At 70.3% G+C, this 21,959-nt stretch carries 19 protein-coding genes; 9 read left to right on the forward strand and 10 right to left on the reverse strand.

Translation table 11 applies throughout. The annotated features are described in order from the left end of the window. Positions 1-67: 67 nt before the first annotated feature. The 6 genes from ACH4KB_RS06920 to ACH4KB_RS06945 all read right to left on the reverse strand — a co-directional run bounded on the left by ACH4KB_RS06920 (position 68) and on the right by ACH4KB_RS06945 (position 4,760). Entirely contained in the window at positions 68-802 is a 735-nt protein-coding gene (locus ACH4KB_RS06920; protein ID WP_398064349.1) for a Tellurium resistance, read from the reverse strand. A gap of 128 nt (positions 803-930) precedes the next feature. Further along, positions 931-2,082, reverse strand: a complete 1,152-nt coding sequence (locus ACH4KB_RS06925; RefSeq protein ID WP_398064351.1) for a DUF475 domain-containing protein — start codon at positions 2,080-2,082, stop codon at positions 931-933. 134 nt (positions 2,083-2,216) lie between these two features. After that, positions 2,217-2,792 (reverse strand): TerD family protein, encoded by a 576-nt coding sequence (locus ACH4KB_RS06930; RefSeq protein WP_398064352.1) that lies wholly within the window; start codon positions 2,790-2,792, stop codon positions 2,217-2,219. A 186-nt stretch (positions 2,793-2,978) separates the two neighbouring features. Next, entirely contained in the window at positions 2,979-3,554 is a 576-nt protein-coding gene (locus ACH4KB_RS06935; RefSeq protein WP_003969402.1) for a TerD family protein, read from the reverse strand. Between the two features lie 138 nt (positions 3,555-3,692). Next, complete coding sequence (locus tag ACH4KB_RS06940; protein ID WP_398064353.1) at positions 3,693-4,151, reverse strand: peroxiredoxin; 459 nt, start codon at positions 4,149-4,151, stop codon at positions 3,693-3,695. A 171-nt stretch (positions 4,152-4,322) separates the two neighbouring features. Next, on the reverse strand, positions 4,323-4,760 hold the full coding sequence (locus ACH4KB_RS06945) for a DUF3052 domain-containing protein (RefSeq protein ID WP_398064355.1): 438 nt from the start codon (positions 4,758-4,760) through the stop codon (positions 4,323-4,325). Between the two features lie 497 nt (positions 4,761-5,257). Here ACH4KB_RS06945 and aceE point away from each other — a divergent pair, with 497 nt between their 5' ends. Then, on the forward strand, positions 5,258-7,990 hold the full coding sequence (aceE, locus tag ACH4KB_RS06950; protein WP_398064357.1) for a pyruvate dehydrogenase (acetyl-transferring), homodimeric type: 2,733 nt from the start codon (positions 5,258-5,260) through the stop codon (positions 7,988-7,990). Between the two features lie 73 nt (positions 7,991-8,063). Here the strand turns inward: aceE and ACH4KB_RS06955 are convergent, their stop codons facing one another. Together ACH4KB_RS06955 and ACH4KB_RS06960 are read right to left on the reverse strand one after the other, a co-directional pair. Next, positions 8,064-8,456 (reverse strand): peptidase inhibitor family I36 protein, encoded by a 393-nt coding sequence (locus ACH4KB_RS06955; protein WP_398064359.1) that lies wholly within the window; start codon positions 8,454-8,456, stop codon positions 8,064-8,066. Between the two features lie 176 nt (positions 8,457-8,632). Next, positions 8,633-10,129 carry an MFS transporter gene (locus tag ACH4KB_RS06960; RefSeq protein ID WP_398064682.1) on the reverse strand — a complete coding sequence of 499 codons (1,497 nt, stop codon included), beginning with the start codon at positions 10,127-10,129 and terminating at the stop codon, positions 8,633-8,635. A gap of 250 nt (positions 10,130-10,379) precedes the next feature. Between ACH4KB_RS06960 and ACH4KB_RS06965 the strand changes: the two genes are divergently transcribed. From ACH4KB_RS06965 to ACH4KB_RS07000, 8 genes are all read left to right on the forward strand, one after another. Next, positions 10,380-11,033, forward strand: a complete 654-nt coding sequence (locus ACH4KB_RS06965) for a TetR family transcriptional regulator (protein ID WP_398064361.1) — start codon at positions 10,380-10,382, stop codon at positions 11,031-11,033. 118 nt (positions 11,034-11,151) lie between these two features. Then, the gene (locus ACH4KB_RS06970; RefSeq protein ID WP_398064362.1) at positions 11,152-12,360 is read left to right on the forward strand and encodes an alpha/beta hydrolase; all 1,209 of its coding nucleotides are present in this window, start codon (positions 11,152-11,154) and stop codon (positions 12,358-12,360) included. Positions 12,361-12,446: 86 nt separating this feature from the next. Further along, positions 12,447-13,409 carry a DUF4429 domain-containing protein gene (locus ACH4KB_RS06975; protein WP_398064364.1) on the forward strand — a complete coding sequence of 321 codons (963 nt, stop codon included), beginning with the start codon at positions 12,447-12,449 and terminating at the stop codon, positions 13,407-13,409. A 236-nt stretch (positions 13,410-13,645) separates the two neighbouring features. Continuing rightward, a complete protein-coding gene (locus tag ACH4KB_RS06980; protein ID WP_398064366.1) occupies positions 13,646-14,983 on the forward strand; it encodes a sensor histidine kinase in 1,338 nt (445 codons plus the stop codon). Next, the gene (locus ACH4KB_RS06985; protein ID WP_398064368.1) at positions 14,980-15,672 is read left to right on the forward strand and encodes a response regulator; all 693 of its coding nucleotides are present in this window, start codon (positions 14,980-14,982) and stop codon (positions 15,670-15,672) included. The genes ACH4KB_RS06980 and ACH4KB_RS06985 overlap by 4 nt, the downstream gene beginning before the upstream one ends. A 258-nt stretch (positions 15,673-15,930) precedes the next feature. After that, complete coding sequence (locus ACH4KB_RS06990) at positions 15,931-17,766, forward strand: DUF4157 domain-containing protein (protein ID WP_398064370.1); 1,836 nt, start codon at positions 15,931-15,933, stop codon at positions 17,764-17,766. A 178-nt stretch (positions 17,767-17,944) separates the two neighbouring features. Next, positions 17,945-19,075, forward strand: a complete 1,131-nt coding sequence (locus ACH4KB_RS06995; protein ID WP_398064372.1) for an alpha/beta hydrolase — start codon at positions 17,945-17,947, stop codon at positions 19,073-19,075. Further along, the gene (locus tag ACH4KB_RS07000) at positions 19,072-20,301 is read left to right on the forward strand and encodes an acyltransferase (protein WP_398064374.1); all 1,230 of its coding nucleotides are present in this window, start codon (positions 19,072-19,074) and stop codon (positions 20,299-20,301) included. The genes ACH4KB_RS06995 and ACH4KB_RS07000 overlap by 4 nt, the downstream gene beginning before the upstream one ends. Positions 20,302-20,400: 99 nt before the next feature. Here ACH4KB_RS07000 and ACH4KB_RS07005 read toward each other — a convergent pair whose 3' ends face one another. Together ACH4KB_RS07005 and ACH4KB_RS07010 are read right to left on the reverse strand one after the other, a co-directional pair. After that, positions 20,401-21,444 (reverse strand): aldo/keto reductase, encoded by a 1,044-nt coding sequence (locus ACH4KB_RS07005; RefSeq protein ID WP_398064376.1) that lies wholly within the window; start codon positions 21,442-21,444, stop codon positions 20,401-20,403. Continuing rightward, positions 21,444-21,944 carry a MerR family transcriptional regulator gene (locus ACH4KB_RS07010; RefSeq protein WP_398064378.1) on the reverse strand — a complete coding sequence of 167 codons (501 nt, stop codon included), beginning with the start codon at positions 21,942-21,944 and terminating at the stop codon, positions 21,444-21,446. The genes ACH4KB_RS07005 and ACH4KB_RS07010 overlap by 1 nt, the downstream gene beginning before the upstream one ends. Between the last annotated feature and the right edge of the window lie 15 nt (positions 21,945-21,959).

A 21,959-nucleotide genomic window follows, 5' to 3' on the forward strand; every position in this document is an offset into this window, starting at 1 on the left:
GTCCCCGGTTCCCGCGTACGCCCTCGGGTCCGCGCGTACGTCCTCGGGGCCTCACGGCTGCCGGGGCTCAGGTCCGGGTCTTGTAGCCGCGCCCCCATTGCATGCCGTAGCCGTACAGCCGGTCCAGCTCCGACTGGAAGCCGTACACGAACTTCACTTCGCGCCGCACGATCAGCTCGTCCTTGATGTTCTCCACGGTGAACACCGCGCACGAGCGGGCCTCCGGTGCGCGCTCGTCCAGCTCGATCTCGATGCGCGGGCCGTTGCCCGGGTAGAGCGTGACCTTGGCGTGCGTCCGGTCGAACGCGGGCGTCCGGTCGTAGATGTAGACGAAGAACAGCAGCCGCTTGATCTGGTCGCGCTGGTCGAGGTTGACGTAGACCGTCTCCCCCGAGGGTGCGCCGAACCGGTCGTCGCCGCTGAGCCGGACGTAGGGCGGGCCGTTGAGGTCGCCGAGCAGGCTGCCCAGCGGCTGCACGACGCCCTTGGTGCCGTCCATCAGCTCGTACATGCAGCCGAGGTCCAGGTCGACGTTGACGACGCCCTGGGTGTGCGCCTGGACCACCTCGGGCTTGAAGAGCTGGAGGGGGCGCCGCAGCATGCCGCTCTGGCGCGACCGGCCCTCGATGTCCGAGGTCCGCATCCGCCAGGAGAGGTTGACCCGGAGGTTGCCCGACAGGGCGCCCTGTTTGCTGAGCGAGATCGTGGCGTTCCGTTTGGTCAGCACGATCGCGCTCGACGTCGAGTTGCCCGAGTCGAACTGCGCCGCGCGCCCCGGCCACAGGCCGTCGAAGAATCCCATACCAACCCCCACCTGTTCGCGCGCCCGGACATCGCTGCGGGGCGGCCACCGGGCCGGGTCCGGGAGATCCCGGAGAGCCGTCGCCGTGTGGGCCGCCCCGCAGAGAGCGTTCCTCAATCCTTACCGGGTCACACCCCGGAGGACACTTCGGACTTGCCTCCCGAGCCGCCGCCGCCACCGGATTCCGCGGCGAGGGCGCGGTTGCGCCTGACCGAGGACCAGAAGGAGAGGGCGATCAGGATCACGCCGACCGAGCCGGTGATGAACTCGTTGATCTCGTACTGAATGGTGATCAGCAGGATGATCGAGAGCGCGCCGATCGCGTAGTGCGCGCCGTGCTCCAGGTAGACGTAGTCGTCGAGCGTGCCCTCGCGCACCAGGTAGACGGTGAGCGAACGGACGTACATGGCGCCGATGCCGAGGCCGAGGGCCATCAGCACGATCTCGTTGGTGATCGCGAAGGCGCCGATGACGCCGTCGAAGGAGAACGAGGCGTCCAGGACTTCCAGGTAGAGGAAGAGGAAGAACGCGGCCTTCCCGGCGAGGGCGACCCCGGTGACGGGCTTGCCCTTCTCCTTGGCCTCTTCCTCGGCCTCGTGCTCGCGCTCCTCCTCCTCTTCCAGCTTGCCCTCGAAGAATCCGGAGAGCCCGCCGACGACGAGGTAGGTGATCAGACCGGCGATGCCGGAGAGCATGACCGTCGCCGCCTTGTCCACGTGCCCGCCACCGTGCTGGTGGGCCTGGGTCGCGAAGGTCATGGCGGTGATGAGCAGGATGATCAGCGCGACGCAGACCGACAGCATGTCGACCTTGCCGAGCTTGGCGAGCGGGCGCTCGATCCAGCGCAGCCAGTGGATGTCACGGTCCTCGTCGAAGATGAAGTCGAGGAAGATCATCAACAGGAACATGCCACCGAAGGCGGCGATCGACGGATGGGCGTCCGTGACCAGTTCCTTGTACCTGTCCGGGTCGTTGAAGGACAGGTCGATGGCCTCGATCGGCCCGAGCTGGGCGCTCACGGCCACGATCACGACGGGGAACACCAGCCGCATTCCGAAGACGGCGATGAGGATGCCGATGGTGAGGAAGATCTTCTGCCAGAAGGCATTCATCTTCTTCAGGATTCCGGCGTTGATCACCGCGTTGTCGAAGGACAGCGAAATCTCCAGGACGGACAGGATCGCGACGATGCCGAATGCCTGCCACCCCCCGTAGAAGATCGCTGCGACCAGGCCGAGCGCGGTGACCGCGAACGACCAGCCGAAGGTTTTCAGAACCACTGGCTACCTCATCGTGTTGGTAAAAGGTCTCCCCCGGTGCGTCGGGGCTCCCCGGCTCCGGGGCCTTTCGTCTGGAGCATGCCGGGCTCGCGGGGTCCGGCATGCTCCAGACGAAAGGCCCCGGGAGCGCGGGGTTATGAAACGTTGACGCCGAAGTCTAGAGCGATGCCGCGCAGGCCCGACGCGTACCCCTGGCCGACGGCACGGAATTTCCACTCGCCGTTGTACCGGTAGAGCTCGCCGAAGATCATCGCGGTCTCCGTCGAGGCATCCTCGCTCAGGTCGTAGCGGGCCAGTTCCTGGCCGTCGGCCTGGTTGACCACGCGGATGAAAGCGTTGCTGACCTGGCCGAACGCCTGACCCCGGTTGTCCGCGTCATGGATCGAGACCGGGAATATGATCTTGTCGCAGTGGGCGGGAACCTGGTCGAGACGGACGATGACGGACTCGTCGTCGCCGTCGCCCTCACCGGTGAGGTTGTCCCCGGTGTGCTCGACGGAGCCGTCGGGGCTCGTGAGGTTGTTGTAGAAGATGAACCACTCGTCACCGAGTACGCGGCCCGACTGGCACAGCAGTGCGCTGGCGTCCAGGTCGAAAGCGGCTCCTGTGGTGGAGCGTGCGTCCCAGCCGAGCCCGACCAGCACCTGGGTGAGGTTGGGTGCGACCTTGGAGAGGGAGACATTGCCTCCCTTGGCGAGCGTGACGCCCATGTGTGTCCTCCCCGAGTCGTGTAAAACGCTGCCGGGCGCTTTCGACGCCCGGGGCCGGGCGTCGAGAGCGCCCGGTCAGGGGCGTCCGGCGGATCGGGCCGGCCACCCCCGGGTCCCGTCGTCGAACTCCCGCCTGCCCTGCGGGCGACGACGGGAGTTCGACGACAGGACCTGGGCCCAGCGACGTCAGACGTTGACGCCGAAGTCCTGGGCGATGCCGCGCAGGCCGGAGGCGTACCCCTGGCCGATGGCGCGGAACTTCCACTCCGCGCCGTTGCGGTAGAGCTCGCCGAAGACCATGGCGGTCTCCGTCGAGGCGTCCTCGCTCAGGTCGTAGCGGGCGAGCTCGGTGTTGTCGGCCTGGTTGACCACGCGGATGTACGCGTTGCGGACCTGGCCGAAGCTCTGCTGGCGGCTCTCGGCCTCGTAGATCGAGACCGGGAAGACGATCTTGTCGACGTCGGCCGGCACACCGGCCAGGTTCACCTTGATGACCTCGTCGTCGCCCTCGCCCTCACCGGTGAGGTTGTCACCGGTGTGTTCGACGGAGCCGTCGGGGCTCTTCAGGTTGTTGAAGAAGACGAAATTGCCGTCGGCGGCGACCTTGCCCTCGGCGTTCGCCAGCAGCGCGCTGGCGTCGAGGTCGAAGTCACCACCGGTGGTGGTGCGGGCGTCCCAGCCCAGACCGACGATGACCGCGGTCAGGTTGGGCGCGGCCTTGGTCAGCGAGACGTTGCCGCCCTTGCTGAGGCTGACTCCCACGAGTCCTCCAGTAGTTTTCTCAGGGGCCGGCGGACGCCGTCTTCCCCGTCGTTCATTGGCATCGGATCAACGAGTGGATCCTAGTGACCGGTTCCCGGCCAAAACAGGCTTTTGACCGGGCGTCGCCAGGAGATCGTCTCAGAGCGCTTCGAGCGCCTTGACGTAGTCGTTCAGGTCGCGGGCGTCCGGGAGCCCGTTCACGACGCTCCAGCGGACGACGCCCGCCTTGTCGATGACGAAGGTGCCGCGCACCGCGCAGCCCTTGTCCTCGTCGAAGACGCCGTACGCCCGCGAGGTCTCCCCGTGCGGCCAGAAGTCGGACAGCAGCGGGTACTCCAGGCCCTCCTGCTCGGCGAAGACGCGCAGGGTGTGGATGGAGTCGTTGGAGACCGCGAGGAGCTGGGTGTCCTCGTTCTCGAAGCGGGGCAGCTCGTCGCGGAGCGCGCACAGCTCGCCGGTGCAGACGCCGGTGAAGGCGAACGGGTAGAACACCAGCACCACGTTCTTCTCGCCGCGGAACTCCGACAGCCGCACGGTCCGGCCGTGGTTGTCCTTGAGCTGGAAGTCCGGGGCCTGACTGCCGACCTCGATCGTCATGGAACACGTATCCCTTCGCCGCTTCTCCGCATCCCGGGCGGCCGGGTCCGTCCGGGTGACACCCACCCTACGCAGAGGCCCCGGGCCGGTCCCGGAGGGGCCGCGGACGCGCGAAGGCCCCCACGGGCACGGCGTGCGCCCGTGGGGGCCCCGGATGGTGCGGAACGTGGTTCAGCGCTTGGCCTTGGCCCCCTTGGGGGTGACCAGACGGCTGCCCGTCCAGTCCTTGCCCGCGCTGAGGCTCTTGGTCTGGGCGAGACCGGCTGTCTGGGCAGCCTCATTGATGTCGCTCGGTTCGACGTATCCGTCACGGCCGGTCTTCGGCGTCATCAGCCAGACCGTACCGCCGTCCTCGATCAGACCAATGGCATCCACCAGCGCGTCCGTAAGGTCGCCGTCCTCGTCACGGAACCAGAGCAGAACGACGTCTGCGACGTCGTCGTACTCCTCGTCGACGAGTTCCTGGCCGATAGTGGCCTCAATGCCCTCACGGAGCTCCAGCTCGACGTCTTCGTCGTAGCCGATCTCCTGGACCACTTGTCCGGGCTCGAACCCCAGGCGTGCTGCCGGGTTGGTTCGCTCCTCCGCGTGGTCCGCGGTCGCGCTCACGGGTTGCCTCCTGATCATGTCTTCGGAAAATGCTGCAGCCACGCGCGTGCGCGGGGCGTTGGCCGTAGTCCACACGGGCTCGGCGAATCGCGCAAGTACCCAGCGTGCGAGACCGCCTATACGGTGACGTTCCCTGCCACGTCGCCGCAAGTTCAGGCATGTCTCTCCGGCGGCTTCCCGGGGTCTCCTCCGGGTCACTCCATCCGTTTACGTCCTTCCTCAGCTTATGCGGTTTCGATCCGCCAATCGGAGTCGAACAGCCTTTGGGAACACTTGGACGCCTTGGGCGTAAGGTTGCGGTTTGCCCGTACCCAGCCGCGTACTGCCCACACTCGTGCCCCGTGGACGCGTTTCGGAACCTCAGGGTTACCCCACGGTAGAGATGACGTTCGGGCCCTCGCGGTAGCACGATGGAGTCGGCGCACCCAGAGTTGTCCCCGGGGGCGTGTTCCCCGGAACAGGCCCCGTAGAGCACCACCGAACAGCGAAGGAACAGTGTGGCTTCCGGATCCGATCGCAACCCGATCATCATTGGCGGCCTTCCGAGCCAGGTCCCGGATTTTGATCCTGAGGAGACCCGGGAATGGCTCGACTCCCTCGACGCCGCCGTCGACGAGCGCGGCCGTGAGCGGGCCCGCTATCTGATGCTCCGGCTCATCGAGCGCGCGCGGGAGAAGCGCGTCGCCGTGCCGGAGATGCGCAGCACGGACTACGTGAATACGATCGCCACGAAGGACGAGCCGTTCTTCCCCGGCGACGAGGAGATCGAACGCAAGATCCTCAACGCGACCCGCTGGAACGCGGCGGTGATGGTCTCTCGGGCCCAGCGTCCCGGGATCGGCGTCGGCGGCCACATCGCCACGTTCGCCTCCTCCGCCTCGCTGTACGACGTGGGCTTCAACCACTTCTTCCGGGGCAAGGACGAGGGTGACGGCGGCGACCAGATCTTCTTCCAGGGACACGCCTCCCCCGGGATCTACGCCCGCGCGTTCCTGCTGGACCGGCTGAGCGAGGCGCAGCTCGACGCGTTCCGCCAGGAGAAGTCGAAGGCCCCGAACGGGCTGTCCAGCTATCCGCACCCGCGGCTGATGCCGGACTTCTGGGAGTTCCCGACCGTCTCGATGGGCCTCGGCCCGCTCGGCGCGATCTACCAGGCGCGGATGAACCGCTACATGGAGGCGCGCGGCATCGCCGACACCTCCAAGTCGCACGTGTGGGCCTACCTGGGCGACGGCGAGATGGACGAGCCGGAGTCCCTGGGCCAGCTGTCCATCGCGGCCCGTGAGGGCCTGGACAACCTGACCTTCGTGGTCAACTGCAACCTCCAGCGGCTGGATGGCCCGGTACGCGGCAACGGGAAGATCATCCAGGAGCTGGAGTCGCAGTTCCGGGGCGCCGGCTGGAACGTCATCAAACTGGTCTGGGACCGTTCCTGGGACCCGCTGTTGGCGCAGGACCGCACGGGCATCCTGGTCAACAGGCTGAACACCACGCCGGACGGCCAGTTCCAGACGTACGCCACCGAGACCGGTGAGTACATCCGCGAGCACTTCTTCGGCGACGACCCGCGGCTGCGGGACATGGTCAAGGACATGACCGACCAGCAGATCCTGCACCTGGGCCGCGGCGGCCACGACCACCGCAAGGTCTACGCGGCCTACGCGGCGGCCAAGGCGCACAAGGGCCAGCCGACGGTGATCCTGGCGCAGACGGTCAAGGGCTGGACGCTGGGGCCGAACTTCGAGGGCCGCAACGCGACCCACCAGATGAAGAAGCTCACGGTCGAGGACCTCAAGCGCTTCCGGGACCGGCTGCACATCCCGATCACGGACAAGCAGCTGGACGAGGGCTACCCGCCCTACTACCACCCGGGTCGCGACTCGGAGGAGATCCAGTACATGCACGACCGCCGCCAGGGTCTGGGCGGTTACGTCCCGACCCGTGTGGTGCGTGCGAAGCCTCTTCCGCAGCCCGAGGACAAGACGTACGCGGCTGCGAAGAAGGGTTCGGGTACGCAGTCGATCGCCACCACCATGGCGTTTGTCCGCGTCCTGAAGGACCTCATGCGGGACAAGGAGATCGGCAAGCGTTTCGTGCTGATCGCCCCCGATGAGTACCGCACCTTCGGCATGGACGCTTTCTTCCCGAGTGCGAAGATCTACAACCCGCTCGGCCAGCAGTACGAGGCGGTCGACCGCGATCTGCTGCTCGCCTACAAGGAGTCCCCGACGGGGCAGATGCTGCACGACGGCATCTCCGAGGCGGGCTGCACGGCCTCGCTGATCGCGGCCGGCTCGGCGTACGCCACGCACGGCGAGCCGCTGATCCCGGTGTACGTCTTCTACTCGATGTTCGGGTTCCAGCGCACCGGCGACCAGTTCTGGCAGATGGCCGACCAGCTCGCGCGCGGCTTCGTGCTCGGCGCGACCGCCGGCCGCACGACGCTGACCGGTGAGGGCCTCCAGCACGCGGACGGCCACTCGCAGCTGCTCGCCTCGACGAACCCGGGCTGTGTCGCGTACGACCCGGCGTACGGGTTCGAGATCGCGCACATCATGAAGGACGGGCTGCGCCGGATGTACGGCGAGGCGAACGAGGACGTCTTCTACTACCTCACCGTCTACAACGAGCCGATCCAGCACCCGGCCGAGCCGAGGGACGTGGACGTCGAGGGCATCCTCAAGGGCATCCACCGCTTCAGCACCGGTGAGAAGGGCGAGATCCCGGCCCAGATCATGGCGTCCGGTGTGGCGGTCCCCTGGGCTCTGGAGGCGCAGAAGATCCTCGCGGACGAGTGGAACGTCAGGGCGGACGTCTGGTCGGCGACCTCCTGGAACGAGCTGCGCCGCGAGGCGGTGGACGTCGAGCGCTACAACCTCCTGCACCCGGAGGAGGAGCAGCGCGTCCCGTACGTGACGAGGAAGCTCGAAGCGGCCCAGGGCCCGTTCGTGGCGGTCTCGGACTGGATGCGTTCGGTTCCGGACCAGATCGCGCGCTGGGTGCCGGGCGCCTACCAGTCGCTGGGCGCGGACGGCTTCGGCTTCGCGGACACCCGGGGTGCGGCCCGCCGGTTCTTCCACATCGACGCGCAGTCGATCGTGCTGGCGGTCCTCACCGAGCTGGCCAAGGAGGGCAGGATCGACCGGTCGGCCCTGAAGACGGCGGTGGACCGCTACGAGCTCCTGGACGTGGCCGCGGCCGATCCGGGCGCGGCGGGCGGCGACGCGTAGCGGCGGTCGCGGTACGGAAGGTCCTCAGGGGCGGTGGCGCGGGAGCGTCGCCGCCCCTGAGGCGTGCCGGGGCTCAGTTCTCCCAGATCTTGAAGGCTCGTACCTGGTACGGGGAACGGGGCGTCCAGGTGCCGCCGCCGGGGTACGTCTCGAACTCCCCCGTCTCGGCGCACTCGGCGGACTGGTAGGTCGTGACGGGCCGCCCGGTGCGGTTGGCGAGGGACTGGGCGTCGCCGCCCTTCGGCAGCGGGACGCAGCTCTCGATGTCCACGCCGGAGAGCTCGAAGGTGTGGCGGGCCCCGGTGAAGTCGGGCTTCTTCCAGAGGCAGAGCCTGCCCGCCTCACAGGCCCCGAGGGCGATGCCCGGGGACCGCTCGGGGGCCGCCGCCGCCCGGTCGTGGGCCAGGGCCTGGGGAAGGAGTGCGGTGACGGCCAGGGCGGCCGCCGCGAGGACGGTCGTACGCATGATGGATCAACCCCCGTGGTTGGTCGGTGTTCGCTTCCGCCGCTCACTCTGCGTCACCGGACGGCGTGAGCGGAAGGGCGGCCGGGGGGCGCCACCCTGATAGGCGAGAGCCCCGCCGAAAGGATTCGGCGGGGCTCCGGCCTGCGCTGTGTTGACGATCCGCGCCGCTTCGGGCGTCAGATGTGACCGACTCCGGCCCCCGCCTCGGCGTTCTCGCCGCGCTTGGTGAGGGTGGCGACGAAGGCGGCGATCACGGCGACGATGCCCGCGACCGTGAAGGCCAGGCCCATGCCGGACATGAACGTGTCGTGGATGACCCCGCCGATGGTGTCGATGACGTCCGGCGTCATGCCGGGAGCCTTGGCGAGCTCCTCGGCCGGGACGATGCCGAACTCGGCGGCCTCCTCCAGCTTCGGGTCGGCGGCGCCGGGCAGGCCCGCGCCCGCCCAGTTGTCCGCGAACTCGGAGCTGACCTTGGAGGACATGACGGCGCCGAGGACGGCGGTGCCGAGCGCGCCGCCGACCTGCATGGCGGCCTGCTGGAGTCCGCCGGCCACGCCGGACAGCTCCATAGGCGCGTTGCCGACGATGACCTCGGTGGCGCCGACCATGACCGGGGCGAGCCCGCAGCCGAGGAGGGCGAACCAGAGGGACATCGCGAAGGTGCCGGTGGAGTCGCTGAGCGTGGTCATGCCGAACATCGCGGTGGCCGTGCAGACCATGCCGCCGACCAGCGGGACGCGCGGGCCGAACTTGGTGATCAGCAGGCCGGCGACCGGCGAGGAGACGATCATCATGGCGGTCAGCGGCAGCAGGTGCAGACCGCTGTCGACCGGGCTGAGGCCGTGGACGCCCTGGAGGAAGAACGTCACGAAGAAGAGGCCGCCCATGAAGGCGAAGGCCATCAGCATCATGAGCACGACACCGGCCGTCAACGGGACGGAGCGGAACATCCCCAGCGGGACGAGCGGTTCCTTGACCTTGGTCTCCCAGAGGCCGAAGGCGACGAAGAGCAGGATCGCGAGGCCGAGCCACGCCCAGGTGCGGCCGTCGCCCCAGCCCCAGGACTCACCGGCCTTGATGATGCCCCAGATGAGGGAGAACATCGCGCCGGAGAGCAGCACGATGCCGAGGATGTCGAAGGAGCGCGGCGCGTTGGCGGCGCGGTGGTCCTTGAGGATCACCAGGCCGAAGATGAGCGCGATGATGCCGACCGGCACGTTGATGAAGAAGACCGACTGCCAGCTGACGTGCTCGACGAGCAGACCGCCGACGATCGGGCCGCCCGCGGTGGACGCGCCGATGACCATGCCCCAGATGCCGATCGCCATGTTCAGCTTCTCGGCGGGGAAGGTGGCGCGCAGCAGGCCGAGTGCGGCCGGCATCAGCAGGGCGCCGAAGAGCCCCTGGAGCACGCGGAAGAGAACGACCAGGACGATCTCCTGGGAGAAACCGATCGCCGCGGAGGAGATCGCGAATCCCGCGATACCGATCAGGAAGGTCTGACGGTGGCCGAAGCGGTCGCCCAGCTTGCCCGCGGTGATCAGGGCGACGGCGAGCGCCAGGAGATAGCCGTTGGTGATCCACTGGACGTCGGCGAGCGAGGCTCCGAGGTCCTTCTGGATCGCGGGGTTCGCGATGGCGACGATGGTGCCGTCGAGGGCGACCATCATCACGCCGAGGGCGACGGCGAAGAGGGTCAGCCAGGGGTGGCCGCGAAGCCCCTTGACCGGGGCGGGTACTGCGTTGTCTTCCGGCTCCCGCGGCGCCTTCTCGACGGTGGTCTGACTAGTCATACGGCGAGACTAGTGACAGCTACTGACAGTTGACAAACCAATTCACAAGACAGTAACTGTCACGTAGCTCACACGTAGCTCACAGGTATGCTGAGCTGGACAAACACGGGAAAAGAGGAACCGGTACGTGACCGACGGGCAGACAGTCGAGCCCCGAGCCGGACTGCGTGAACGCAAGAAGCAGCGCACTCGGGGCGCCCTGGTACGCGCCTCCCTCGAACTGTTCACCACCCAGGGGTACGAACGCACCACCGTCGACGAGATCGTCGACGCCGTGGAGGTCTCCCAGCGCACCTTCTTCCGCTACTTCGCGAGCAAGGAGGACGCCACCTTCGCCGTGCAGGAGATGGTCGAGTCCCGCTTCATCGAGGAGCTGCGCCGCCGCCCCGCGGACGAAGCCCCCTTCGAGGCCATGCGCCGGGCGGTGCTGTGCGCGTGGAACAGCATCGGCGAGGCGATCGAGGAGGTGGTCACCGTCGATCTCCATATGCGGACCTACCAGATGATCGAGTCGACCCCCACTCTGCTCGCCGCCCACATGCGGCGCGGGGTCGCCCTGGAGAACCAGATCGCCCTGCTGATCGCGGAGCGCGAGGGGCTCGACGTGGAACGGGACCCCCGGCCGCGGGTGGCCGTCGCCGCGTTCTCCGGGGTGATGCGGGTGACCGGTCAGCTGTGGGGGCGGGGGCTCGACCCGAGCGTGGAGGCGCTGCGCGACCTGACCGAGGAGTATCTCGACCAGCTCGTCCCGGCCCTCGCCCGGAACTGGCGTCGGAAGTAGCGCGGCCACGGGGCGGTAGTGACCCTGGGTGAGAAATCCGTGATGAATCCTTCGCGGACGGGTGATGTGCCTCACCTGGATCACGGTGGTCGGCACGCGTCTCCTAGGGTGTGGCGCAGTGACTTCCTTCGACACCTCACCCACGTTGACCGCATGGCGCGCTCTGCTCGCCGTGGCGGTGGTGTTCGTGATGCTGGCGACGACGGGCTGGAGCGCCGTCCGTGATCAGCACTCCAGCGGGGCGCGCGAGCTCGCGCTCGCCTCCTGGGCGAAGGATCGGATAGCCGGCCGCTCGCTGCCGGACGTGGACGCTCCCGCCTACCGGCTGGCCCACTTCTTCGCCACCCTCACCTCGGGACAGCAGATCGCGCTCGCCGACGAGCACCCGTCGGTGGTGGGGAATCTGAACGGCGCTCCGGTCACCCTGCGCTACCACGCCAACCGGTTGGCCCTCAGACAGGCCGTGGCCGTGGAGAGGACGCGGGCGCACGACGAGAAGCTCTCGCCGGACGGGCGCGGTGAGGCGGTGGCCCGTCTCGGCCGGTTCCGGTCGATGCTCGCGGGTCAACGCCAGATCCTGGCCTTCGATCCCTCCGGGAAGGGCCGTGCCGCCGAGGTGTTCGGGAATCTCGACCGGGCCGCCCGGGTCTCCGTCGTCGTTCCGGGCGTCGACACCCATCTGCTGACCCTGGAGCGCAGCACTCGCGCGTACCGGGCCCCCGTCGGCATGGCCAAGTCGCTGTACAAGGCGGAGCGCTCGGCCTCCCCGGGCACGCGCACGGCCGTCATCGCGTGGGCCGACTACACCGCCCCGGCCGGCCTCGGCATGGACGCGGCGCTGGGCGGGCTCGCGGCGAACGGCGCGGTCCGGCTGAACGCGATGGTCGGCGCGCTGCCCGGCGCCTCGGAGGTCTCGCTGTTCTGCCACAGCTACGGCTCCGTGGTGTGCGGGGTGGCCGCGCACCGGGCCCACGACCGGGTGGCAGACATCGCGGTCGCGGGCAGCCCCGGCATGCGGGCCGCCAACGCCGGGCAGCTGGGGACCGGCGCCCGGATCTGGGCGACGCGGGACGGGGACGACTGGATCGGGGACGTACCCCATCTGGAGTTCGGCGGGATCGGTCACGGGGCCGATCCGGTGGACCCGGCCTTCGGTGCGCGGATCGTCTCGGCGGCCGGCGCCGCCGGGCACAGCGGTTACTTCGAACCGGGTACAGAGAGCCTGGACAACTTCGCCGCGATCGGTGTCGGAGCGTACGGATCGGTCAGCTGTGCGAGTGCCGACGGCGCCTGCCACAGCGGTATTTCCGGTGAGCGGGACGGCTGACGCGCGTAGAGGTCGGTGTCGGGCGGATTAATCGCGACTTGCTACGAGGGGGGACGTGCGGGACTGTGCCGCATACGATGAGGCACATGGGTGATGTGCTGGCCGGAATTCATGCCACCTGGGAGTTCGACACCGACTCCGTGCTCATCCGCTTCGAACGGGGCATCCGCACACCGAAGCTCTTCCAGAGCCTGCGGGAACGCCGCATCCCGTATGCGGCCTTGTCGTCGGTGTCGCTGACCCCCGGCAAGCGGGGCACGGTGGTTCTGCGTGCCGTGCCGAGAGCGGGTGCCGATCCTCTGGTGGAGGCTGCCTCCGGGCAGCTCAAGGAGGGGTGCGACCCCTATCGCCTGGTGCTTCCGGCGGAGCGGGAGGTGCTCGCCGAGTACTACGCGGACGAGCTGCGGGCCCTGCTGGACCCGGCGTCGGGCGAGAGCGCCGACCGGTTCCTGGTGGCGGCCCCCGAGGCCCCGATGCACTTCAAGGCGTACGACGGCCGGGCCAGCTTCGACGGCGAGCGGATCTCCTTCCGGTGGTCCTGGACCGGGGCCTCCAGCGCCAAGTGGAAGGCCGGCGACCAGAGCTTCCGGGTGAGCGAACTGGCCGGAATCGTGTGGCGCTCGCCGGAGGCGCTGGACGGGTATCTGCGTCTGGTGCCCCGCGCGGCGGCCCCGGTCGACCATCGCACCGGCGGCAGCCTGGGCGATCTGCACGGTCCCGGCGGCTGCGGCCCGGACGGCGGCCCGCCCGCGGGCGGGCCCGCCGAGCCTCCGGCCGCCACCGCGGACCAGGATCCGGCGGCCGTGCTGTTCGGCCTGGGCTACGGGCCGGTGCACGAGTCGCTGCCCTTCGCCGCCGCCGTCCTGGAATCCGTACGCCGGACCCAGCCCGCGCCCGCCGCCTCCGCCCCGGTCCTGGTGAACGCCGGGCGGCGCGATCCGGCGGACATCGCCGAGCGGATACATCACCTCGGCGAGCTGCATCAGGCCGGACTGGTGACGGACGCCGAGTACAGCGCGAAGAAGGCCCAGCTGCTCGCCGAGCTGTGAGGCTGTGAGAGCCGTGGCCTCGTGCCTCACGGGCTCGTGTCTCACGGGCTCGTGTCTCACGGGCTCGTGTCTCACGGACTCGTGTCTCACGGGCTCGTGTCTCACGGGCTTGTGTCTCACGGGCTCGTGCCCCCGCCGGGGCTGTCACCCCGTACCGGGGTATGAGGCGGACCCGCCGCGGATCGCGACCCCGGTATGACGCCCCCGGGCCCCCGCGTGCCTAGGCTGACCGGGCCATGTCCACTTCCCCCGCCGGGCCCCCGCCGCCCGCCGACGGCCTGCTGAGCGCCGCCCGCCGCAATCTGCGCGAGCTCGCCCACGGGCTGTCCCACGCGTCCCATCCGTCCACCCCGCTGCTGGCGGAAGCCCCGAAGCGGTGGCAGCGGCTGCTGCCGTACGTCGTGGTGCTCGCCCTGACCGCGACCTTCATCCCGGTCACCATCAACGTCCTGACCTCGCAGTACGGCGTGCCGGGCGCACTGGCCGGGGCGCTCGGGGTGGCCCAGTCCGCCCCCCTGCTGATGCTGGCCCACCGGCCTCTCCAGGCGTGGTGGATCATCTTCCCCGCCGACATCGTGGGCGCCCTGGTGCTGCTGGCGCACTCCGACGAGCGGCATGCCATCTGGCCGTGGATCCCGCCGGTGCTGGTCGCGTACCTCTTCCTGCTGCTGGCCCTCGGTCTGCGCGAGACACGGCGGACCGTGGTCGGTGTCTGGCTGGCGACGGGCGCGGCCGGGTTCGTGCTGCATCTGGTCGCGCCGGCGGACCGCAACACCGGCAGCGCCCTGCTGCTGCCGATCCTCGGCGCGGTGGTCCTCGTGATCGGCGGTGCCGTACGGGAGCGGAGCGAGGCGACGCGGCGGCTGGCCGAGCAGGAGACGATCAGCGAGGAGGAGCGGGCCCAGCGCACGCTGCTGGAGGAGCGGACACGGATCGCCCGTGAGCTGCACGACGTGGTCGCGCACCACATGTCGGTGATCACCGTGCAGGCCGACTCCGCGCCGTACCGGATCTCCGGGCTCTCGGAGCCGGCGCAGGAGGAGTTCGCCTCGATCGCGGCGGCCGCGCGGGAGTCCCTCGGTGAGATGCGGCGGCTGCTGTCGGTGCTGCGCAGCGACGGCACCGAGGGCGACCGGGCGCCGCAGCCGGGTCTGGACCGGCTCCAGCAGCTGGTGGAGGCGACGGTTCGGGCCGGGCTGCCGGCAGAGCTGACGCTGGCCGCGGAGCTGGGCGAGGTGCCGCCGGCGGTGGATCTGTCGGCGTACCGGATCGTGCAGGAGGCGCTGGCCAACGTGGTGCGGCACGCGCCGGGGGCCCGCACCCGGGTCCTCGTCACGCCGAACAACGGTCACCTCCTTGTGCTGGTCGTCAACGGGCCCGCCGCCACGCGCGCTTCGCCGCTGGAGACGAGCGGGACCGGGCACGGGCTGGTGGGGATGCGGGAGCGCGTACGGTTGACCGGCGGCACGCTGGACACCGGGCCGCTGCCCGACGGCGGGTTCCGGGTGGCCGCCCGGATGCCGCTGCCTCCGGCCGTGCCGCCGTCCGCCCCACCCCCTTCGGAGGATCTGTGACCATCCGCGTGATCATCGTCGACGACCAGGCCATGGTGCGGGCCGGATTCGCGGCGCTGCTGGCGGCGCAGAGCGACATCGACGTGGTGGGCGAGGCGGCGGACGGCCGCCAGGGCGTCGACGTCAGCCGCAACCAGCACCCCGACGTCGTCCTGATGGACGTGCGGATGCCGGAGATGGACGGACTGGCCGCCGCGCGCGAGCTGTTGAACCCGCCGGTGGGGGTGGTGCACCGGCCGAAGGTCCTGATGCTCACCACGTTCGACGTGGACGACTACGTGTACGAGGCGCTGCGCGCGGGCGCGTCCGGGTTCCTGCTGAAGGACGCGCCGCCCGCCGATCTAATCGCGGCGGTACGGGTGGTGGCGGCCGGGGACGCGCTGCTCGCGCCCTCGGTGACCCGCCGCCTGATCGCGGACTTCGCGGCGCAGCGGCCCTCCGGCGCGACGCGCAACGGCCAGGCGCTCCGGCTGAACGGGCTGACCCCGCGCGAGAGCGAGGTCCTGGAGCTCATCGCCCGGGGGCTGTCGAACCAGGAGATCGCGGCGCGTCTGGTGCTGGCCGAGCAGACCGTCAAGACGCACATCGGGCGGGTGCTGGCCAAGCTGGACCTGCGGGACCGGGCGCAGGCGGTGATCTTCGCGTACGAGTCGGGGCTGGTGACGCCGGGGGACGGGGGGCGCCAGTAGGGCTTGGAGGCGGTACGGGAGACCGGTCGGGGGCGAGCGGCGGCCCGCCCTGTGCTGCCCCACCGTCCGCATCCCCGCACCGTTCGTACTCCCCCCGCTGCCCGCATCACTGCCCCTTCGGTCCGTCCGGTCATGCCCGGGCGCTGCCCTCGTTCCTCTTCAGGACGTGCGGTCGGCCTCCTACACATGAGGAGAACCCTCACCCGAGGAGGAACCTCCTCTGAGGAGGACCCTCCTCCGCCCCGGAAGGACCCCAACATGCGCGCGCAGGAACCCGGCAGAACACCTGACACGGGCAGGCCGCGGCGTCCCGCGCCTCCCGCCGTGTCGGCCGCCGCGCGCCCGGCGGCCGACGGGGCCACCCTCGCGCCGAGTTCGGCCCGCGCTCTCCAGCGGAGCATCGGCAACGCGGCGGTGACCCGCATGCTCCAGCGGGAGACGCACCGGCACGAGCCGGGCTGCGGCCACGAGGAGCCCGCCGAGCCGGTCCAGCGTTCCACCGCCGTCCACGACGTGCTCCGATCCCGGGGACGCTCACTGTCGGAGCCGGTCAGGTCGGACATGGAGAGCCGGCTGGGCGCACCCGAAGGTACCTTCCGTTCGGTGTCCGTCCACGACTCCCCGCGCGACATCGAAGTGTCCCGGTCCATCGGCGCGACCGCGTTCACCTCCGGGGACCACGTCGTCGGAGACGTCTCCGAGCCGCAGACCCTGGCGCACGAACTGCACCACGTCCGCCAGCAGCGGGAGGGCCAGGTGCCCGGTACCGAGACGGGGGACGGTCTGAAGGTCTCCCACCCGAACGATCACGCCGAGCGGGAGGCGGAGGCGGTCTCGGCGAAGGCGATGGCGGCTCCGGTCCAACGGGATGCGGACCCGTCCCCCGGCGGGACGCGGGGCGGCGCCCCCGCCGACGGGGCCGTGGAGATCCAGCGGAAGGTCGGTTTCGAATTCGAGACCAACATGCTGGTGCGGGCCGACGACCGGCCGGTGATCTCCAAGGACGAGAAGATCTTCGAAGCAGCTTCCGGGGACTGGTACATAACCCCGGACGCCAGTGCGCTCGAGTTCGTAACGGTGCCCTTCGAGGAGGAGGGCACGGCCCCGGAGCTGGAGCGCATGGCCAAGGCGGTCGGCGAGATGGCCGCCGCGTTCAGCACGCTCCACACCTCGACGAAGCTGGCGAGCCTCATGGGTGGCAACACCGAACTCGGCGAGGTGCTGTCGGAGGAAGGCACGGTCCACCAGCACCGGGGGAACGACGTGTACGTGCCGGGTGCGGACCGCCTGTACCCGCCGCTGGCGAAACCACAGGCGACCGGGGGCGTCAGCCTGGAGAAGATGCTTGCCCTGTTCCAGGCGCTGGTCGGCCAGGAACTGCCGCTCGCCTCCCCGTCGAACCCCGAGGACGTGCACATCCTCGGGGAGGATCCGGAAAAGCGGACCGACACGACCGCGCTCGGCGGTGCCAACCCGAAACGGGACGCGGCGATTCTGGGGGACGCCCAACGTTTCACCGACGCGTACTGCGCAAACCTCGACCCGGCCGGAACACGGGAGCTCCGGGGGTTGCTGGCCACGGTGTACACGTATCTGCTGGCCGGGGCGCAGCAGTCCGGACGGCAGGACCAGGCGAAGTACTTCCTGCCGCTGATGAGCCGGATGAGCTTCTCCGCGATGTACGCGGCGCTGCCCGACAACGCGCAGTCCGCTTTCGATCCCGCTCGCGTTCTCGAAGTGGCCTCTCTCGCGGCAGGCGACCCCGTCTACAAGCAGGGCTTCGCCGACCACGGTGCGGGCGACAGCGAGAAGTCCTTCGGCCCGCAGCGCGGAAAGTGGCTGAACAGCATCGTCTCGGGCGGCCCGGATCTGATGTCCGCGGGCGGTGGTAGCACGGTGACGGAGGGGATGATGGCCAGTTCCCCGGCAATGGGCCAGCACGACCGCCTCGATCCCGGACACGCGGACGGCGCGGCCGGGCTGGTGCAGGTCGAACTCCGCCGCCTGCCCGGCCAGGTCCCCCCGGAGGAGTGGCTGCCCGTCGCGGCCGCACTCTTCGAGATGTTCAGGAAGGTCCAGGAGGCAGAGGCCTGATCCCGCACCGCTGACGGCCGGCCCCACAGACAGCGAGCTTCACCGACGGCCGCTACTCCCCCTACCTCGGTATCACTTCCCACCTGGCTCCCCGGTGTGACGACTATTCAGTTGCCCTCTCCTTACCTTCCGTCCCGTCGCGCCGAACGGTGTGACGGGACGGAAGAGGGAGGGCGCGATGCGCCGATACGCGAGAACCCTGGTCGCGTTCGCCATGGCGACGACCGTGGTGACGGGTACCGCGGGCTGGGTTTCGGGGGATGCGCAGCAGGCGCTGACCGGGCCGCCGCCGGGGAGTGCGCAGTGGCGGGCGGACCGGGTGTCGGGGGCGGGGCTGCCCGATCCGGAGCGTGACACGCCTGCCGAAGTCGCCGCGTTCTTCGCTGGGTTGAGCGCCGACGAGCGGCAACTCCTCCTCGTACGTCATCCGTCGGTCGTCGGGAATCTCGACGGAGCGCCCCTCGAACTGCGCTACCGCGCCAACTCCCTCGCGCTGGCCGCCGAGGACGACCCCCGCTACCGCTCGCTCGCCGCCCCCGGCCGTCAGATCCTCGCGTTCGACCCGCGTGGACGCGGCCAGGTCGCCGAGGTCTTCGGGGACCTGCGTACGGCGCACCGGGTCTCGGTGGTGGTGCCGGGGTCCGACAACGACGCCGGGACCTTCGACCGGAAGGTCGCGAGCCACGGGGCCCCGGCCGGCATGGCCAGGACCCTGCACACCGCGGCCGGTCCGGGGACCGCCGTCATCGCCTGGGTCGGGTACACCACCCCGGTGGGCGTCGGCATCGACGCGGCCACCGGCGGCCTCGCGGAGGCGGGGGCCGGGCGGCTGACCCGGTTCACGGAGGGGCTGACGGCGGACGGGCTGCCCGCGCCGGCCGTGTTCTGCCACAGCTACGGCTCGGTGGTCTGCGGCCTGGCCGCGCACCGCCTCCCCGCCACCGACCTGGTGGTCCTCGGCTCCCCCGGGATGCGTGCCGACGACGTGGGCGGGTTGCGGACGGACGCCCGGGTCTGGGCGGCGAAGGATCCGACCGACTGGATCGACGATGTGCCGAACGTGCGCTTCGCGGGCCTCGGTCACGGGGCGGACCCGACCGATCCGGCGTTCGGCGCCCGCCGTGTGCCGGCGGACGAGGCCCGGGGGCATGCCGGCTACTTCGAGCCCGGGACGGATTCGCTGCGGGCCTTCGTCGCCATCGCGCGCGGCGACGCGGCGGAAGCGGCCCCGGACGCGGAGGGACCGGACCCGGCGGATGCCGCCCCGGTGCTGGAGGCCGCCCCGGCCCTGGAAGGAGTGGCCCGATGAACGCCCTGCTGGAGAACGGCCGGCGGCTCGCCGCCCGTATCGACGCGTCCACCCCCGCCCACCGTGACCGGGCGATCGACGGCCTGCGGGCGCTGGCGCTCCTCGCCGTACCGCTCGGTCACTGGATGCTCGGCGGGTTCCGGCTGGACGCCGAAGGCCTGCACAACGCGAGCCCGCTCTCGACGTTCGCCGGTCTCGCACCCGCGAGCTGGGTGCTCCAGATGCTGGGCATCTTCTTCCTCGTCGGGGGGTACGCCTCGGTGCTCTCCTTCCGCCGCCGGACCTCGACGACGGCCGCCTGGCTGGGCGGCCGGCTGGCCCGCCTCGGCCGGCCGGTGCTCGGGGTGACCGCCGTGTGGGCGGTACTGCTGGCGGTGCTGTCCGCGCTGGGCGTGCCGGGCGACACCCTGCGTACGGGGTCGACGCTGGTGATCCAGCCGCTCTGGTTCGTCGGGGTCTACACCGTCGTCACGGCCCTCACGCCGGTCTGCGTCACGCTGGCGCGGAAGCTCGGCGGGTGGGCGGCGCTGCCGCTGCTGGCGTCCGTCGCGGTGGTGGACTTCCTGCGCTACGGGCCCTTCGCCGAGGCGATGCCGTCCTGGCTGAGCGTGCTCAACATCCTGCCCGGCTGGCTCTTCGCCTATCAGCTGGGCGTGTCCTGGGGCGAGGGCCGGATCGGGAGGCGCGGGGCCCGGCTGCTGCTGATCGGCGGCGGGGCGCTGTTCGCCGTGCTGCTGCTCGCCTTCCACTACCCGGCGTCGATGGTCGGGGTGCCGGGCGAGGCGCGGACGAACTCGCATCCGCCGTCGCTGCTGGTGGTGGCGCTGGCGGCGACGCAGAGCGGGGCGGCGATCCTGCTGCGCGACCGGCTCGGGCGGCTGTTGCGGCGGCCGCTGCTCTGGGCGCCGGTCGTGGTGATCAACCTGTCCGCGATGACGATCCTGTGCTGGCACCAGACCGCGATGCTGGCCGCCGCCGTACCGGCCTCGCTCGCCGGGGCGGGGACAGCGGTGGCGGGGCTGACGACCGCGCCGGACACGGTGGGCTGGATCCTCGCCCGGACCGCGTGGCTGCCGGTGTTCGCGGGGCTGCTGGTGCTGATCGCCCGGTACGCGCGCCGCTTCGAGGCCCCGTGGCAGACGGGCACCCGCGCCGCGAACGCCCGCCGTGCGCTGGCGGGGCTGCTCGCGGCGGGGTTCGCGGTGTTCGCGCTGGGGCTGGCGTGAAGGGCCTTCCGGGGGCGCGGACCATGGCGTCGCCCGGCCGTCATGAACTTCATGAACGTCGTCATGAACTTCATGAACTTCATGAACCAGGCGATCACCTCATACGCCTCCGGGCTGCTCCTCCCGGGCCTCCGACGTCAGGCTCATGTCCGGGTACCGGTCCCCCGCCACCCGGCCCGCGATCGGCTCCAGCAGGTCCAGCTCCCCGGCCGTCAGCGTCAGCCCGGTCGCGGCCACGTTCTCCAGCAGGCGGCTCCGCTTACGGGTCCCGGGGATCGGGACCACGGTCAGCCCGTGCACCCGGGCTCGCTGCTGGACCCAGGCGAGGGCCACCTGCGCGGCGCTGGCCCCGTGCGCGGCGGCGATCCGGTGGACGGGCTCCAGGAGGGCCGCGTTGGCACGGGCGTTGTCGCCGGTGAAGCGCGGCTGCTGCTTACGGAAATCGCCCTCGCCCAGGTCCTTGCCCGCGTCGGTGAAGGAGCCGGTGAGGAAGCCCCGGCCGAGCGGTGAGTACGGGACGAGCGTGACGCCCAGCTCGGCCGCCGCGCCTACGGCGCTCTTCTCGACGTCCCGGCTGAAGAGGGACCACTCCGACTGAAGGGCGGCGATCGGGTGCACGGAGTACGCCTCGCGCAGCTCGGGGCCGGTCACCTCGCTCAGCCCGAGCTGCCTGACCTTGCCCTGCTGGATCAGTTCCGCCATCGCACCGACCGATTCGGCGAACGGGACGGCCGGGTCGTGGCGGTGCATGTAGTAGAGGTCGATGACGTCCGTGTTCAGCCGCCGGAGGCTCGCTTCGACGGCGGTGCGGATGTACGCGGGGTCGTTGCTCACGCCCCGGTACCCGGGGTCGTCGGAACGCACCAGCGCGAACTTGGTGGCGAGCGTGATCTCGTCCCGGTGGGCCCCGACGAACGGCGCCAGGAACTCCTCGTTGGCCCCGCGCCCGTAGACGTCGGCGGTGTCGAAGAGCGTGACGCCGGCTTCCAGGGCCGCGTCCAGGGTGTCCCGGGCGGAGAGCTCGTCGGTCTCGCCGTAGAACTCGCTCATGCCCATGCAGCCGAGGCCCTGGACGCCGACCCGCGGTCCGCCGTCGCCGCCCAGCTCGACGGTGGCGAGCGTGTTCCTGTCGTTGTCGGTCATCAGGCGCTGTGCCTTTCCGGCGCCCTGCGGGCGCCCGCGTAGAACTCGATCTTGTGGTCGAGCACGGCGAGGGTGTCGTGGAGCTCCGCGATCCGCGTGATCACGTCGCGGCGGGTCGCCTCCAGTAGTTCCTGTCGTGCCTCGAAGGTGGACTCGCCCTCGCGCAGCAACTCCGCGTACCGCACCATGTCGGCGACGGGCATCCCGGTCAGCCGCAGCTTGCCGACGAACGCCAGCCAGTCGAGGTCGCGGTTGCTGAAGCGGCGCTGGCCGGTGTGCGAGCGGTCGACGTGGGGCATGAGCCCGATGCGCTCGTACCAGCGCAGGGTGTGCGCGGTGAGTCCGGTGAAGGCGACGACCTCACTGATCGTGTAGCTGTCCTGGCCCGCGGGGCGCGGGTGAGGCTTCGGGGCGGCCGCGCAGGCGTCCACCGCCGGTGAGGGCGGCGGATGTGCGATTGTCGCGGGAGTGCTCCGGGAGGTTCCGTCGATCACCGTCATGCCCTCCACGCTAAA

This window comes from Streptomyces sp. NPDC017520 (assembly GCF_044329855.1).
GTDB lineage: Bacteria > Actinomycetota > Actinomycetes > Streptomycetales > Streptomycetaceae > Streptomyces.

Bases quoted from the DNA above. Each gene is read 5' to 3' on its own strand.
- ACH4KB_RS06990 (WP_398064370.1), top strand. From the start codon at position 15,931: ATGCGCGCGCAGGAACCCGGCAGAACACCTGACACGGGCAGGCCGCGG.
- ACH4KB_RS06980 (WP_398064366.1), top strand. From the start codon at position 13,646: ATGTCCACTTCCCCCGCCGGGCCCCCGCCGCCCGCCGACGGCCTGCTG.
- ACH4KB_RS07010 (WP_398064378.1), bottom strand. From the start codon at position 21,944: ATGACGGTGATCGACGGAACCTCCCGGAGCACTCCCGCGACAATCGCA.
- ACH4KB_RS07000 (WP_398064374.1), top strand. From the start codon at position 19,072: ATGAACGCCCTGCTGGAGAACGGCCGGCGGCTCGCCGCCCGTATCGAC.
- ACH4KB_RS06930 (WP_398064352.1), bottom strand. From the start codon at position 2,792: ATGGGCGTCACGCTCGCCAAGGGAGGCAATGTCTCCCTCTCCAAGGTC.
- ACH4KB_RS06920 (WP_398064349.1), bottom strand. From the start codon at position 802: ATGGGATTCTTCGACGGCCTGTGGCCGGGGCGCGCGGCGCAGTTCGAC.
- ACH4KB_RS06995 (WP_398064372.1), top strand. From the start codon at position 17,945: ATGCGCCGATACGCGAGAACCCTGGTCGCGTTCGCCATGGCGACGACC.
- ACH4KB_RS07005 (WP_398064376.1), bottom strand. From the start codon at position 21,444: ATGACCGACAACGACAGGAACACGCTCGCCACCGTCGAGCTGGGCGGC.
- ACH4KB_RS06955 (WP_398064359.1), bottom strand. From the start codon at position 8,456: ATGCGTACGACCGTCCTCGCGGCGGCCGCCCTGGCCGTCACCGCACTC.
- ACH4KB_RS06940 (WP_398064353.1), bottom strand. From the start codon at position 4,151: ATGACGATCGAGGTCGGCAGTCAGGCCCCGGACTTCCAGCTCAAGGAC.
- ACH4KB_RS06975 (WP_398064364.1), top strand. From the start codon at position 12,447: ATGGGTGATGTGCTGGCCGGAATTCATGCCACCTGGGAGTTCGACACC.
- ACH4KB_RS06960 (WP_398064682.1), bottom strand. From the start codon at position 10,129: ATGATGGTCGCCCTCGACGGCACCATCGTCGCCATCGCGAACCCCGCG.